This is a genomic window from Allobosea sp. TWI1241, from assembly GCF_039673065.1.
Lineage (GTDB): Bacteria > Pseudomonadota > Alphaproteobacteria > Rhizobiales > Beijerinckiaceae > Allobosea.
Genome location: NZ_JBDJKW010000003.1, coordinates 1 through 14,332, shown reverse-complemented (window position 1 = coordinate 14,332; position 14,332 = coordinate 1). Strand labels below are relative to the sequence as shown.

Below are 14,332 nucleotides of genomic sequence, written 5' to 3'. Positions count from 1 at the left end.
ATGGGCGGACTTCATGCCGCCTGGTCAGACCCTAAAACGATTTGATCGATATGTCCCGGCATGCGCCGACGTGGCCGGCATGACCGGAACGGGCGCTGTATTCTGCATACAGCAGCCGTTGCGGCCGCGCCAGACGCCGTTTCGGCGCGGCCGCCAGCAAAAATCCGATCGGCCCAGTTTGCAAGTGTTCCAATTGCTGCCCCGCTCGGCCTCTGGCGCAGGTACCGGCGGCCGAAGGCGGGCTTGCGTCGCCGAAGGCTTTGCGGCCAAGAGACTGCCGGGGCCGCACACAGGCCCGTGACGTTGCCGCGCAGCAAGACGGCGGCTGTCAGGAGAGGAAGATCGCCATGACGCTTCACGTCGTTCCCGCCTTCTCGCGCATCGGCGAGGAAAACGCCTTCGCGGTGCTCGCCCGCGCGACGGAGTTGCAGCGGCAGGGCAAGGACATCATCAATCTCGGCATCGGCCAGCCCGATTTCCCGACGCCCGACCACATCGTCGAGGCGGCGGTGAAGGCGCTGCGCGACGGCCATCACGGCTACACCCCGGCCAACGGCATCCTGCCGCTGCGCGAGGCGGTGGCGGCCGACCTGCACAAGCGCTTTCAGGTCGAGGTCTCGCCCGAGGAGGTGATGATCGTTCCGGGCGGCAAGGTCACCATGTTCATGGCGATCCTGATGTTCGGCGAGCCGGGCGCCGAGATCCTCTATCCCGATCCGGGTTTCCCGATCTATCGCTCGATGATCGAGTTCACCGGGGCGACCCCGGTGCCGGTGCCGATCCGCGAGGAGAACGGCTTCGCCTTCTCGGCCGAGGAGACGCTGTCGCTGATCACGCCGCGCACCCGCCTGCTGATCATCAACTCGCCGGCCAACCCGACCGGCGGCGTCACGCCCAAGGCCGAGGTCGACAAGCTCGTCGCCGGGCTGGCGCGCTTCCCCGACGTCGCGGTGATGTCGGACGAGATCTACGACCAGCTGCTCTATGATGGCGAGAAGCATGTCTGCCTGCTGAGCTATCCGGAGATCCGCGACCGGCTGATCCTGCTCAACGGCTGGTCGAAGACCTATGCGATGACCGGCTGGCGCATGGGCTACTCGGTCTGGCCGAAGCCGCTCTACGACAATGCCCGCAAGCTGGCGGTGAACTCGCATTCCTGCGTCAACGCCCCGGCGCAATGGGCCGGCATCGCGGCGCTCACCGGCCCGCAGGACGCGGTGCACGCCATGGCGGCCGAGTTCGACCGGCGCCGCAAGGCGGTGGTCGCCGGGCTCAACGCCATGGAGAACGTCTCCTGCGCCACGCCGAAGGGCGCCTTCTACGCTTTCCCGAACGTCTCGAAGACCGGCTGGAAGGCCAAGAAGCTGGCCTCTGCCCTGCTCGAGGACGCCGGCGTCGCCACGATCGGCGGCCCGGATTTCGGCGTGCACGGCGAGGGCTTCATCCGCCTGAGCTACGCCAACTCTCTGGAGAACATCGAGCGGGCGCTGGAGCGGATGAAGGCGTTCCTGAAGCGCGCCCCGGCCGCCTGAGGCGCGCGAGAGCCTGACACGACGAGAGCCCGGGCGGGTGAACCGCCCGGGCTTTTTCGTCTCGCGCCGTCAAACCTTGGCGGCGCTGGCGGCGGCGTCGATGTTCGCCACCAGCTCGGCGTCGAGGCCGAGCGAGCCGGCCAGCCCGGCCAGGAAGTCCTTCTCGGCCGGGGTGTCGGGATTGATGGCGATGCGCGCTGCCGTATAGATCTGCGCCGCCATCTCCGGCGATTGCGCGCCCTCGACCAGCTGGTCGACGCTGGCCGGGTTGGCCATCTCGCGCGCCAGCCATTCATTGGCCTCGGCGTCGTGGCCGACCTGGCGCAGCCCGCCCAGGATCGCCGCGCGCTCCGCATCGTCGATATGGCCGTCGCAGGTCGAGGCCGCGATCATGGCGCGGATGAAGACCAGCGCGCCGGTCTCGGTCGTCGCCTCCGCCTCGAAGCCCGAGCCGCGCGGCGCCGGCAGCAGCGGCTGGTCGTCGGCGCCGAGCATCGGCTTGCCGGCCTGATAGTTCTGCCAGGCCTTGTAGGCGAGGCCGCCGATCAGCGCGGCGCCGCCGAGCTTGGCGGCCGAGCCGGCGATGGAGCGGCCGGCCGAGGTGCCGAACACCAGCGCGCCCAGGCCGCCGAGCAGGGCGCCGGCCGCGAGCTGGTTGCTGCCGAGCATGCCGCGGACCTGCGCGACGATCTCCTCCGGCGTCTTGCCCGAGAGCTGGCCGACCAGGTCGCCGGCCCCGCGCTGCAGGCCGGTGTCGCGGGCGGCGTCCTGCACGCCCTGACCGGCCTGGCCGAGGATCTTGCCGGCCATGCCGGCGAGACCGCCGGCCCCGCCCGCCTTCTGCACCTGTTCGGCGAGGCCGCCGAGCAGGCCGCCGAGGCCGCCCTGCTGGCCGCCGGCACCGGGCTGCCCCCCGCCCGCGGCGCCGGCCTGGCTGCCGGCGCTGATCAGGGCATCGAGAAGAGATTTGGCGTTGAACATCGGGGTAGGCTCCCTGAGATAGGCATTGCCTGAGATCGGTTGCGGCCGTGGAGCCCGCAAGGTCCTGACACGAGGTCTTCGGCAACCGGGTCGGCAATCGGCGGTCGGCTCCAGCTCTTGCAGCCCGCCCCGGCGACGCCGAAGCGACCGCCTGCCGGCTGAGCTCCGTTTCGTGGCGGACAGGAGCCACGGGAGCATGGCGCCACAATGGCAGGGTTCTTGCCCTAGCGTAAGGGGACGGGGCGCCTTCCCCCTTGCCTTCCGTCGAAAAATCCTTATACAGCCGGCATCGCATCAGGCGCGCGGGTCGTTTGTTCGATGAGGGTCGCTCGGCCCACGTCGCGCCGGGGAATATTTGACCGGTGGGCCGGCAGGCTCGCCGACGGGAGTCTGAGTTATGAAGATCCGTAATTCGCTGAAGTCGCTGCGTGGCCGTCATCGCGACAACCAGCTCGTGCGCCGCAAGGGCCGCGTCTACATCATCAACAAGGTCCAGAAGCGCTTCAAGGCCCGCCAGGGCTGAGTCGCGGGCGGCCTTCGGGCCGCCTTGCGCGCGCATCGCACCGAATCGAGCGGGCCGCAGTTCTTGCGGCCCGCTTTTTTCGCATGGGCGCCGGCCATCGCCGCCCCGTGATTTGACTGCGGCGGCCGGCGGCGTCAGGTTTCCGCCATGCAGGCCTTCCGCATCCTTCGCTTCGCGTCGATCCCGCTGCTGCTCGTGCTTGTGCCGCGCACCGCCGTCGCCCAGGCCGAATCGCCGCCCGAGCGGGAAGCCCCGGCCGTCGAGGCGCCCGCCGAGCCGCGCGGGCCGGCCGCGACCCTGGACCGGCTGTTCGAGCGGCTCGCCGCCGCCAAGACGTCGGAGGAGGCGAAGGGCATCGCCGGGCTGATCCAGCGCCGCTGGGCCCGCTCGGGCTCCGACACCGCCGACCTGCTGATGACGCGGGCCCGCACGGCTGCGCAGGCGCAGGATCTGCCGCTGGCGGTCGAGCTGCTCGACCGTGTCATCGCGCTGCGTCCCGACTGGGCCGAGGCCTGGAACCAGCGCGCCAACGTGCTCTTCCTCCTCGGCGATCCGGCGCGCTCGCTGATCGACATCGCCGAGACGCTGAAGCGCGAGCCGCGCCATTACGGCGCGATGATGGGGCTCGGCATGATCCTGAGCCAGCAGGGCGACGACAAGCGCGCCATGGTGGCCTATCGTCGGGCGCTGGCGGTCTACCCGCAGCTCGAGGCCGGCAAGGACGCGGTGAAGGCCCTGACCAGGGAGGTCGATGGCCGCGACACCTGAGTCGCAGTCCGCGCGAGCCGGCTGTTGCCCGCGCCGGCCGTGAATCGCCGCCGGCGCAGCCCTGTCATCCGCTTCGTCTTTCGGTGAGTCGCGCGAGACGCAGGCTCGCCGACGCCCGCGGCTCGCTCCCCATTGCAAGGCAGGCGTGATTCTCCCGTCGTCGACCTCCCGGCGCCTCTGCGCGCAAGGATTCAGGCCGCGCTCGGCGGACACCACCGCACTCTCATCGGCCGTCTCTTGCCATATGGCAGTAAATCTGCATATCATGCCATATGGAGACGTTGCCATGAACCGGCTTTCGCCCGTCGAGACGCTTCCTCCCGCCTTCTCTCCGGCTGCGATCAGCGATGCCGAGGCGGCCGCGATGTTCCGTGCCGCGGTCAACCTGTTCAGGCTCTGGGGGCTGACCGACGAGGAGGCCTGCGTGCTCCTCGACCAGACGCTGCGCAGCTATCGCCGCTGGAAGGCCGGCGAGATCGGCCGGATCGACCGCGACGGCAAGGCGCGCCTCTCCAACCTGATGGGCATCCACAAGGCGCTGCGGCTGATCTTTCGCGAGCCCCAGCGCGGCTATGACTGGATCAGGGCGGCCAACACCGCCTTCGCCGGCCGCTCGGCGCTGGAGGTCATGCTCGGCGGCGAGCTCACCGATCTGATGCGGGTGCGCCGCTATCTCGACGCCGAGCGCGGGCTCTGGTGAGCGCCGCCCCGTCGGTGTCGCGGGTCGCCTGGCCGGGCGCGGTGCGCATCATCCGCAGCGCCTTCCCGCCGATCGACCTGTTCGAGGACATCGCCGACCCGGCCGACTGGCCGCTGCTGCTCAGCGCCGAGATGAAGACCAATCCGCGGCTGATGGAGACGGTCGGCAATCTCGACCTCGTGCCGCCGGAGCGGCGCGTCTCGGGCCCGGGCGCCAGCTTCCTGATGGCGCCCTTCACCCATGTCAGCCGCGACCGGCCGAGCCGGTTCAGCGACGGCAGCTTCGGCGTGCTCTATGCGGCGGAGGGCTTCGAGACCGCGCTGTTCGAGACCATCCACCATCATGCCCGCTTCATGGCGCGCACGGCGGAGACGCCGGGCTGGGCCTCGCAGTTCCGCGAGCTGGTGCTGACGATCGACGCGTCGCTGCACGATCTGCGCGGGGAGGCTGCGGGCGCAGGCCCCTGTCTCCTGCCCGACGACTATGCCGCCGCGCAGGCGCTGGGCGCGAAGCTGCGCCGGGAGGGCAGCGACGGCGTGGTCTATCCGAGCGTGCGCCGCCCCGATGGCACATGCGTCGGCCTGTTCTGGCCGGATCGCGCGACGCTGCCGGTCCAGGGCCGGCATCTCGACTATCACTGGAACGGCGTGCGGGTGGATTTCTACCGCGAGGCCGGCACCGGGCGGGTATTCCGGATCGGCGAGGTCGTTGACAGCCTCCGGGGGGCTTCCGAATAGTCGCCGCATCATCGCGATTTTCGCGCCTGGTGCGCCGGCCGCCGGCACAAGCGCGATGCCAGAGTGCCGATCGCGTCGGCCTCGAGGTGCGCAGCTCGCCGGACCGTCTCACCGCGAAGGCGGCGGGCGCCGCGCGAGCCTGGCCTCCCCCCGGCAGAGACGGAGCCTTGAATGGCACAGAACATCTATGACGATCCGGCCTTCTTCGCCGGCTACAGCCAGTTGCCGCGGCAGGTGCACGGGCTGGCCGCCGCGCCGGAATGGCCGGCGGTGCGCGCCTTGCTGCCGGATCTGGCCGGCAAGGCGGTGGTCGATCTCGGCTGCGGCTTCGGCTGGTTCGCCCGTTGGGCGCGCGAGCAGGGGGCGGCTGCGGTCACGGGGCTGGACGTGTCGGCCCGGATGATCGCGCGCGCCAAGGCGCTGACCGAGGATCCGGCGATCGCCTACGAGATCGCCGATCTCGAGACGCTCGACCTGGCGCCGGCGGCGTTCGACTTCGCGTATAGCGCGCTGGCCTTTCACTATATCGCGGATTTCGGCCGGTTGGTCCGCATGATCCGGCGTGCCTTGCGACCCGGTGCCCGGCTCGTCTTCACCATCGAGCACCCGATCTACATGGCGGCGGCGCATCCGCATTGGAGCCGCGACGAGGACGGGCGTAAGACCTGGCCGGTGAACGGCTACGCGCTGGAAGGCGAGCGTCGCACCAACTGGTTCGCCGACGGGGTGATCAAGCATCACCGCAGGCTGGGCACGACGTTGAATGGGTTGATCGCGGCGGGGTTCACCGTGTGCCATGTCGAGGAGTTCGCACCGACCGCCGCGCAGATCGCCGAGAATCCCGGCCTCGCCGAGGAGCTGGAGCGGCCGATGCTGCTGCTGGTGTCGGCGCAGCGTCGTGAGGATTCCGCTCGCGAGGGGCTCAGACCGTGACGGCCTGCGCCTTGCGGTCCGCCCCGCCGAAGACGCGCAGATAGCGGGCGATCTCGTCCGGCGTGCCGGTCGCCTTGTTGGGGTTGTCCGAAAGCTTCACCGCCGGGCGGCCATTGGCGCTGATCACCTTGCAGACCAGCGAGATCGGCTCGAGCCCCGGCGCGCCGACCGGCGAGCAGCCGCTGAAGTCATTGGTCAGGTTGGTGCCCCAGCCGAAGCTGGTGCGGACCCGGCCGTGGAAATGGTGATAGGCGGCCTCGATCGAATCGATGTCCATCCCGTCGGAGAAGACCAGCAGCTTGCCGCGCGGATCGCGGCCCTGGCGCTGCCACCAGGCGATGATCTGCTCGCCGGCCTCAATCGGCGGGGCGCTGTCGGGGCGGAAGCCTGTCCAGTCGGCGAGCCAGTCCGGGGCGTCGGCGAGGAAGGCGGTGGTGCCGAAGGCGTCGGGCAGGACGATCAGCAGGTTGCCGCCATAGACCTGGCGCCATTCGTCGAGCACGCGATAGGGCGCCTGCCGCAGCGCCGCGTCGTCCTCGGCGAGGGCGGCGAGCACCATGGGCAGCTCATGCGCGTTGGTGCCGATCGCCTCGAGGTCGTTCTCCATGGCGAGCAGCACGTTGGAGGTGCCGGAGAAGGTCGGGCCGAGCCCCTCCTTCAGCGCCTCGACGCACCAGCGCTGCCAGAGATGGCCGTGGCGGCGGCGCGTGCCGAAATCCGAGATGCGCAGATCGGGCAATTGCTTCAGCCGCTCGACCTTGTCCCAGAGTTTGGCCTTGGCGCGGGCGTAGAGCACGTCGAGCGTGAAGCGGCCCTGGCCGCGCAGGGCGGCGCGCGAGCGCAGCTCGTTGACGATGGCCAGCGCCGGGATCTCCCACATCATGCTGTGGGTCCAGGGGCCGGAGAAGGTCAGCTCGTACTGCCCGTCGACCTTGCGCAGCTGGTACTCGGGCAGGCGGAACTCGGCCAGCCAGGCGATGAAGTCCGGCGCGAACATCTGGGTCTTGCCGTAGAAGCTGTTGCCGGCCAGCCAGATCAGCTCGTTCTTGGTGAAGCGCAGCGCGCGGGCATGGTCGAGCTGGGCGCGCAGCTCGCCTTCGTCGACGATGTCTGCGAGGCGCACGGAGGCGGTGCGGTTGATCAGGCCGAAGGTGACCTGCACGTCCGGGTGGAAGCGCCGGATCATCTGCAGCATCAGCAGCTTGTAGAAATCGGTGTCGAGCAGGCTGCGGATGATCGGGTCGAGCCGCCAGCTGTGGTTGTAGGTCCGGGTGGCGATGTCGGTGAGGGTCATGGGCGTCGCTGCCTGCCGGGACGGATGCCACAGGAGTAGAGCACGCGCGCGCCGCAGGGCAATGCGGCGCGCCACAGCCTCAGCGGGGGCGCGTCGGGGCCGGCGCCGGCCCCGACCATGGCGCGGTCGGGCGCGGCCTCAGGCGCGCTCGACATGCTCCTTCGCCACGAAGGCGATGCGGACCATGTTGGTGGCGCCCGGCGTGCCGAAGGGAACGCCGGCGACGACGATGATGCGGTCGCCCGCCGCGGCATAGCCCTCGCGCACCGCGAACTTGCAGGCGCGGAAGGCCATGTCGTCATTGTCGCTGGCGTCCTTGGTCACCACCGAGTGCACGCCCCAGACCAGGGTGAGCTGGCGGGCGGTAGCCCGGTTGGGCGTCAGGGCGATCACGGTCGAGTTCGGGCGCTCGCGGGCGATGCGGAAGGCGGTCGAGCCCGAAGAGGTCCAGGCGGCGATCGCCTTGAGGTTGAGCGTGGTCGCGATCTCGTGGGCGGCCTTGGCGATGGCGTCGGCGCCGGTGGCCTCCGGCAGGGCGCGCTGCGACTCGAGGATCGAGCGGTAGACCGACTCGTTCTCGACCTCCTCGGCGATGCGGTTCATCATCGTCACCGCCTCGATCGGGTACTGGCCGGCGGCGCTCTCGGCCGAGAGCATCACCGCGTCGGCGCCCTCGAACACCGCGGTCGCGACGTCGGAGACCTCGGCGCGGGTCGGCACAGGGGCGGTGATCATGCTCTCCAGCATCTGGGTCGCGACGACGACCGGCTTGCCCATGCGCCGGGCCATGCGGGTGATGCGCTTCTGGGTGCCCGGCACCTTCTCCAGCGGCATCTCGACGCCGAGATCGCCGCGCGCCACCATGATCGCGTCGGAGGCCTCGATGATCTCCTCCAGCCGCAGTACCGCCTGCGGCTTCTCGATCTTGGCGAGCGCCAGCGCCCGGCCGCGCACGATCTTGCGGAGCTCCGCCATATCCTCCGGCCGCTGCACGAAGGAGAGCGCGATCCAGTCGACGCCCGCCTCGGCCGCGGCCTCGGCGTCGGAACGGTCCTTCTCGGTCATCGCCGAGACGGGGATGGTGGTGTCGGGCAGGCTGACGCCCTTGCGCGAGGACAGCCGGCCGCCGACGGTGACACGGGTCACGGCCTGCTTGGGCGTGGCGCTCTCGACCACGAGGCGGATCTTGCCGTCGTCGAGGATCAGGGTGTGGCCGGGCTCGAGCGCCTCGAGGATTTCCGGATGCGGCAGGTGCACGCGCTTCGCGTCGCCCGGGGCGGTGTCGGCATCGAGCACGAAGCGGGCGCCGTTCTCCAGCATGGCGCCGCCGTCGCCGCCGAACTGGCCGACGCGCAGCTTCGGGCCCTGCAGGTCGGCGAGGATGCCGACCGGGCGGCGGAACTGCGTCTCCAGCGCGCGTAACATGGCGATGCGCTCGGGCAGCGTCTCGCGCTGGGTGTGGCTCATATTGATCCGGAAGACGTCGACGCCCGCCTGGAAGAGGGCCGCGCACATCTCCGGGCTGGACGATGCCGGCCCCAGCGTCGCGATGATCTTGATCCGCCGTTCGCGCTTCATCGCGTCGTCATCTCCTTGGTCGGCCTTCGGCCGTTCGTCACGTGGTTTGGTTCAGGCCTCGCGCATCCGGCGGCCGAGGGCAAGCCCTCATCGCCACCGGCCGCACGGCGCGCCGTAAGGCCGCGCTCAGGGACGCGCCGGAGCGCCGCCCTGGGTGTCGGTCAGCTGGATGGTCCAGCCCTTCTGCTCGCCGGTGTCGACCTCGAAGAAGCCGGCCCGGTCGTAGCCGCGCGGCAGGCAGTTCTCGATTCCGCGAATCGTGAACTCCCTGTTGCGGGTACACATGAAGGTCTTGCCGGTCCACTCGCCGCCGCGGTCGTAGTCGACCGCGTGGACATAGTAGAAGCGCGCCGCCAGCGTGCCGCTGAGCAGCGTCTCGCAGGAGCGCGGCGCCAGGTTCCACCAGCCCTCGGTGACCCAGCCCTGCGCATCGCGATAGCCCAGCGCCACGCCGACGCGGCTGGCGGTGGTGTTGCACATGCGCAGGTCGGCGAAGGCGGGCTGGCTGGCGGCCAGCAGCGCGCCGGCGGCCAGCGCCGGTGCGAGCAGGCCGCGCCAGGCGCGCCGGCTGTGGAGATGCGGTCCGCTGCGGGTCATGGGTCGATCAGGATCACGCGGCAATCGTTGACGTTGGTCAGGGTCGGGCCGGTCTCCAGCAGGTCGCCGAGCGGCGCGAAGAAACCGGTGGAATCATTCTGGCGCAGGGATTGGGCCGGATCGAGGCCGAGCGCGCGGGCGCGCGCCAGCGTGGTCTCGTCGATCAGGGCGCCGGCCGGATCGGTCGCCTCGCCGCCGCCGCCATCGGTGCCGTCGGTGTCGCCGGAGAGGGCTACGATGCCTGGCGCACCGTCGAGCGCCAGCGCCAGCGCCAGGGCGAATTCCTGGTTCGGTCCGCCGCGGCCGTCGCCGGCGATGGTGACGGTGAGCTCGCCGCCCGAGATGATCGCGGCGCGCCGGCCGGCCGCCTTGAGCGCCAAGGCGTGGCGGGCCTGGACGGCGGCGACCTCGCGGGCCTCGCCCTCGAGATCGGGGCCGAGATCGATCGGTTCGTAGCCGGCTTCGGCGGCAGCACGTACGGCGGCGGCGATCGCGTCGGCCGGGCGCGCCGCGATGCGGTATTCGCTGCCGGCGAAGGCGGGGTGGCCCTGCTTCGGCGTTTCGCTCGCTGCATCGGCGAGCAGCGCCTCGGCCGCCGGCGGCAGGGCGAGGCGATAGCGCGCCACGATGGCGCGCGCCTCTTCCAGCGTGCTGGGATCGGGCACGGTCGGGCCCGAGGCGATCGCGGTCGGGTCGTCGCGCGGCACGTCCGAGACGGCGAGCGTCAGCAGGCGTGCCGGCGCGGCCGCCAGCGCCAGCCGGCCGCCCTTGATGCGCGACAGGTGCTTGCGCACCACGTTCATCTCGCCGATCGGCGCGCCGGAGCGCAGCAGCGCCTTGTTGACCGCCTGCTTCTCGGCAAGCGTCAGCGTGCCGGCCGGCGCGACCCAGTTGGCCGAGCCGCCGCCGGAGAGCAGCACCAGCACGAAATCCTCCGGCCCGGCAGCCGAGGCCAGCGCCAGCGCGTGCGCGGCGCTGTCGATGCTGCCCTGGTCGGGGACGGGATGGCCGGCGGCGACCATCGGGATGTGGCGGGTCGGCGCCTCGTAGCCATGGCGGGCGACGGCGTGGCCGAGCAGGCGCGCCGGTGGCAGGCGCAGCGTGTCGAGATAATGCGCTTCTGCCAGCGCGGTCATGCTGCCGGCGGCCTTGCCGGCGGCGAGCAGGATCAGGCGGCCGTCGCGTCCGGGCTCGGGCAGATTGTCGACGAGCCAGCTGCGCGGATGGGCGCGGGCGACGGCGGCGTCGAAGATCGAGCGCGCGACGGCGCGCCGTGCCGCGACTGCGCCATCTTGTTGCTGCACCTGTCTCTCCCCCATGCGATCCCGCCCTCGACGATCGACTTTCGTTCAGGCTCCTTCTATGTCGCAGACGTGCGGGCGTCACCCGCGATTTGACGATGTGGTCCGATGCCGGCGATGCGCGCGGATGTGAACGGGCAGAGCGAGGCCGGCGGCCTCCGGCCGGGCGAGGTCGAGATCATCCCCGGCGATCCGGCGACCGGGATGCTGCTGCTCTGTGACCATGCCAGCAATGCGATTCCGCCCCAGCTCGACGGGCTCGGCCTGCCGGCTGCGCAGCTGACGCGCCATATCGCCTACGATATCGGCGCGGCCGAGATGACGCGCGCCATGGCGGCCGCGCTCGGCGCGCCGGCGGTGCTTTCCAGCTTCTCGCGCCTGCTGATCGACCCCAATCGCGGCCGCGACGATCCGACCCTGGTGATGCGCATCTCGGACGGGGCGATCGTGCCCGGCAATGCCCGCATCGACGAGGCCGGCATCGCCGAGCGGGTCGCGCGCTTCTACGCGCCCTATGACGCCGCGATCGACCGCGCCGTCACGCAGGCGCTCGCCGCCGGCCATCCGCCGGCGATCGTCTCGCTGCACTCCTTTACCCCGTTCTGGAAGGGCGTGCCGCGGCCCTGGCAGGCCGGCGTGCTCTGGGACGGGGAGGGCAGGCTCGCCCGCGCGCTGATCGCGGCGCTGCGGGCGGAGGGCGATCTCGTCGTCGGCGACAACGAGCCCTATCGCGGCGGGCTGCCGGGCGACACGATCGACCGGCACGCGACGCGGCGCGGCCTGCTCGACGCGCTGGTCGAGATCCGGCAGGACCTGATCGGCGAACCCCATGCCGCCCGCGCCTGGGGCGTGCGGCTGGCGCGCCTGATGCCCGGTGCGCTGGCGGCGGCACGGGAGATGTGAAGTCGCGCCGGTTGGCGCTTGACCTCGGCGCCCATCCGCGCGAACCCCTCCGGCAATCACCCACTGAAAGGTCTGAAAATGGACGATCCGGTTGCAGGCGACCAGCTGAAGAGCATCGTCGAGCGCATCGAGCGCCTCGAGGAAGAGAAGAAGACCATCGCCGACGACATCAAGGAGGTCTATGCCGAGGCCAAGGGCAACGGCTACGACGTCAAGGTGCTGCGCAAGGTGATCGCGCTGCGCAAGCGCGACCTCGAGGAGCGCAAGGAAGAGGAGGCGATCCTCGACCTCTATCTCCAGGCGGTCGGCGAGACGCCCTGAGCGCGGACGAAGCGTAGCGGACATGAAAGCGCCGCCCGGCACGTGCCGGGCGGCGCTTTGCGTTTCAGGCGTGGAGACGGGGCGGGCTCGCCGCCCCGCCGGCAGCGCGTCTCAGCGATGGGTGCGGAAGCGCACCGCGTCGTCGATGAAGCTCTTCTCCGGGAAGCCGGCCTCGTTCGAGCCGAAGGGCATCTGGGCGATCAGCTTCCAGGACGCCGGCAGGTTCCAGGTCTTGGCGACCTCGGCGTCGACCAGCGGGGTGTAGTGCTGCAGGCTGGCGCCGATGCCGACATCGGCCAGCGCGGTCCAGACGGCGAGCTGCGCCATGCCGGCCGAGTGGTGCGACCAGATCGGGAAATTGTCGGCGTAGAGCGCGAACTTCTCCTGCAGGGCCTTGATCGGCTCCTGGTCCTCGAAGAACAGCACGGTGCCGGCGCCGGCGGCGAAGCTGTCGATCTTCTTGCTGGTCGCCTCGAAATCGGCGGCCGGGACGATGGCGCGCAGCGCCTCGCGGGTGATCGACCAGAACTTGTCGCTCTCCTTGCCGAACAGGATCACGGCGCGCGAGCTCTGCGAGTTGAAGCTCGAGGGCGACTGGCGGATCGCCTCGCGGATCAGCGCGTCGACCTTGTCCTCGGAGAGGGGCAGGGTCTTGCCGAGGGCGTACTGGGTGCGGCGCTTCTTGAGCTTGTCGAGCATGGCTTCCTCACGATTATCGATGGCTTGGGATCGCGTCGGCTGACGCGGTCGGCCGGTGAATGCGGGGCCGGCTGCGCCGGGCGACGACGGCAGCGGGCCTTCGGGGCAGATGTAGCGGTTCACTTGCGGCATCGGAATGCCCATAGTGGGCACTAAACTGTTGCTCGTCGAGGAACGCTTCATGTCCGAGCTGGACGATATCCGCAGTTTCGTCGCCGTGGTCGATGCCGGCGGCTTCGGCCGTGCGGCGCACCAGCTCGGCCTGGCGAAGTCGATCGTCAGCCGCCGGGTGGCGCGGCTGGAGGCCGATCTCGGCACGCGCCTGCTCAGCCGCACCACGCGTGGAGTCGCGCCCACCGAGGCGGGGCTGGAGTTCAAGGCGCGTGGCGAGCGCATCCTCGCCGATCTGGAGGAGGCGCGCGACGCGGTGGCGCGTCAGGCGGATGGCGTGGCGGGGCGGCTGCGCCTGTCGATGCCGCTGACATTCGGCATCCGCCATCTCGCGCCGGTGCTGGCCGACCTCGCGGTGCGCCATCCGCGCCTGCGCCTCGACGTCGAGGCGAGCGACCGTATGGTCGACCTGATCGGCGAGCGCTTCGACGCCGCGGTCCGCATCGGCAGCCTGAAGGATTCGAGCCTGGTGGCGCGCCGCATCGCGACGATCCACACCGTGGTGGTCGGCAGCCCGGCCTATCTCGCCCGCCATGGCAGGCCGGCGCTTCCCGCCGATCTCGAAGCGCATGAATGCCTCGCCTATACCGGCACGGCGCTGCCGGACTGGCACTTCCGCGTCAACCGGCGGATCGTGACGATCCGCCCCTCGGGCCGGCTGCGCTCCGACAGCGGCGACACGCTGACGCAATGGGCCGAGGCCGGGCTCGGGCTGGCGATGGTGCCGACCTTCATCGTCAGCGACGCGATCGCGGCCGGGCGGCTGGAGGCGGTGCTGCGCGACTATCCACTGCCGGAAACCGGGCTCTACGTGGTGCGGCCGCCGGGCGCCTATGTGCCCGGCAAGGTGCGCGTGCTGATCGACAGCCTGGTCGAGACCTTCGGCGGCGAACCGACCTGGGACCCATGCCGCGGGGCGCTTGCCGGCGCGGCGAGCGAGGGCGCCGGCATCTGACACGGGATCCCGGCGGCAGCGGCGACCGCTCAGTTCTGGACGAAATTCGTCGGCAGGGGCTGCACGGCCGGGCCGGTGAAGCCGCTGGTCTTGAGCTCGCTCGGCGCGGTCTCGGAGAAGCCGAGCGCGGCCGCCGGGCTCGGCCCGGTCATCCAGCCCTTGGCGCGCACGTCGGAGGCGCGGGCGCGGGCGGTCGCGACGCCCCTGCTCGCCGGAGCGGCGGCCGCCGGGCGGCTGGCGGTGGCGAAGAGCTGGTCGAGGCTGGCGCGGTCGGCGTCGTAGCTGGTGGCGAGCGGGGTGCGCGCCTCCGGCTGCGGCTGGGGTCGCGCGGCGATGCGC

General features: G+C 70.9%; 16 protein-coding genes. 9 read left to right on the top strand and 7 right to left on the bottom strand.

Going from position 1 to position 14,332, the window contains the following annotated elements; translation table 11 throughout:
- Window positions 1-347: 347 nt before the first annotated feature.
- Complete coding sequence (locus ABE438_RS05240) at window positions 348-1,532, top strand: pyridoxal phosphate-dependent aminotransferase (RefSeq protein WP_346501488.1); 1,185 nt, start codon at window positions 348-350, stop codon at window positions 1,530-1,532.
- A 69-nt stretch (window positions 1,533-1,601) separates the two neighbouring features.
- Here ABE438_RS05240 and ABE438_RS05235 read toward each other — a convergent pair whose 3' ends face one another.
- Entirely contained in the window at window positions 1,602-2,513 is a 912-nt protein-coding gene (locus tag ABE438_RS05235; protein WP_346501487.1) for a tellurite resistance TerB family protein, read from the bottom strand.
- Window positions 2,514-2,910: 397 nt separating this feature from the next.
- On the opposite strand from ABE438_RS05235, the gene ykgO reads away from it, so the two are divergent.
- The 5 genes from ykgO (at window position 2,911) to ABE438_RS05210 (ending at window position 6,174) form a co-directional block, all read left to right on the top strand.
- The gene (gene ykgO, locus ABE438_RS05230; protein ID WP_066615235.1) at window positions 2,911-3,036 is read left to right on the top strand and encodes a type B 50S ribosomal protein L36; all 126 of its coding nucleotides are present in this window, start codon (window positions 2,911-2,913) and stop codon (window positions 3,034-3,036) included.
- Window positions 3,037-3,183: 147 nt separating this feature from the next.
- Window positions 3,184-3,804 (top strand): tetratricopeptide repeat protein, encoded by a 621-nt coding sequence (locus ABE438_RS05225; RefSeq protein WP_346501486.1) that lies wholly within the window; start codon window positions 3,184-3,186, stop codon window positions 3,802-3,804.
- Window positions 3,805-4,090: 286 nt separating this feature from the next.
- The gene (locus tag ABE438_RS05220) at window positions 4,091-4,504 is read left to right on the top strand and encodes an MbcA/ParS/Xre antitoxin family protein (RefSeq protein WP_346501485.1); all 414 of its coding nucleotides are present in this window, start codon (window positions 4,091-4,093) and stop codon (window positions 4,502-4,504) included.
- Entirely contained in the window at window positions 4,498-5,241 is a 744-nt protein-coding gene (locus tag ABE438_RS05215) for an RES family NAD+ phosphorylase (protein WP_465248565.1), read from the top strand. Before ABE438_RS05220 ends, ABE438_RS05215 begins: the two co-directional genes overlap by 7 nt.
- A 171-nt stretch (window positions 5,242-5,412) precedes the next feature.
- On the top strand, window positions 5,413-6,174 hold the full coding sequence (locus ABE438_RS05210; RefSeq protein WP_346501483.1) for a class I SAM-dependent methyltransferase: 762 nt from the start codon (window positions 5,413-5,415) through the stop codon (window positions 6,172-6,174).
- Here the strand turns inward: ABE438_RS05210 and pncB are convergent.
- From pncB to ABE438_RS05190, 4 genes are all read right to left on the bottom strand, one after another.
- Complete coding sequence (gene pncB, locus ABE438_RS05205) at window positions 6,164-7,468, bottom strand: nicotinate phosphoribosyltransferase (protein ID WP_346501482.1); 1,305 nt, start codon at window positions 7,466-7,468, stop codon at window positions 6,164-6,166. The two genes, ABE438_RS05210 and pncB, sit on opposite strands and share 11 nt — an antisense overlap.
- A 138-nt stretch (window positions 7,469-7,606) precedes the next feature.
- Complete coding sequence (gene pyk / locus ABE438_RS05200; RefSeq protein WP_346501481.1) at window positions 7,607-9,046, bottom strand: pyruvate kinase; 1,440 nt, start codon at window positions 9,044-9,046, stop codon at window positions 7,607-7,609.
- Window positions 9,047-9,172: 126 nt separating this feature from the next.
- The gene (locus tag ABE438_RS05195; protein WP_346501480.1) at window positions 9,173-9,643 is read right to left on the bottom strand and encodes a DUF1036 domain-containing protein; all 471 of its coding nucleotides are present in this window, start codon (window positions 9,641-9,643) and stop codon (window positions 9,173-9,175) included.
- The gene (locus tag ABE438_RS05190) at window positions 9,640-10,947 is read right to left on the bottom strand and encodes a glycerate kinase type-2 family protein (protein WP_346501479.1); all 1,308 of its coding nucleotides are present in this window, start codon (window positions 10,945-10,947) and stop codon (window positions 9,640-9,642) included. Before ABE438_RS05190 ends, ABE438_RS05195 begins: the two co-directional genes overlap by 4 nt.
- 114 nt (window positions 10,948-11,061) lie before the next feature.
- Here ABE438_RS05190 and ABE438_RS05185 point away from each other — a divergent pair, with 114 nt between their 5' ends.
- Both ABE438_RS05185 and ABE438_RS05180 read left to right on the top strand, forming a co-directional pair.
- Window positions 11,062-11,847, top strand: coding sequence for an N-formylglutamate amidohydrolase (locus ABE438_RS05185; RefSeq protein WP_346501796.1), 786 nt, complete (start codon window positions 11,062-11,064; stop codon window positions 11,845-11,847).
- A gap of 78 nt (window positions 11,848-11,925) precedes the next feature.
- The gene (locus tag ABE438_RS05180; protein WP_346501478.1) at window positions 11,926-12,168 is read left to right on the top strand and encodes a DUF2312 domain-containing protein; all 243 of its coding nucleotides are present in this window, start codon (window positions 11,926-11,928) and stop codon (window positions 12,166-12,168) included.
- A gap of 111 nt (window positions 12,169-12,279) precedes the next feature.
- On the opposite strand, the gene ABE438_RS05175 is transcribed toward ABE438_RS05180, so the two are convergent.
- The gene (locus ABE438_RS05175; RefSeq protein WP_346501477.1) at window positions 12,280-12,867 is read right to left on the bottom strand and encodes a nitroreductase family protein; all 588 of its coding nucleotides are present in this window, start codon (window positions 12,865-12,867) and stop codon (window positions 12,280-12,282) included.
- Window positions 12,868-13,048: 181 nt separating this feature from the next.
- Here ABE438_RS05175 and ABE438_RS05170 point away from each other — a divergent pair, with 181 nt between their 5' ends.
- Window positions 13,049-13,993: a LysR family transcriptional regulator gene (locus tag ABE438_RS05170; RefSeq protein ID WP_346501476.1), complete on the top strand. Its 945-nt coding sequence runs from the start codon at window positions 13,049-13,051 to the stop codon at window positions 13,991-13,993.
- A 29-nt stretch (window positions 13,994-14,022) separates the two neighbouring features.
- On the opposite strand, the gene ABE438_RS05165 is transcribed toward ABE438_RS05170, so the two are convergent.
- On the bottom strand, window positions 14,023-14,332 hold a 310-nt coding region (locus tag ABE438_RS05165; protein WP_346501475.1), incomplete at its 5' end, for a hypothetical protein.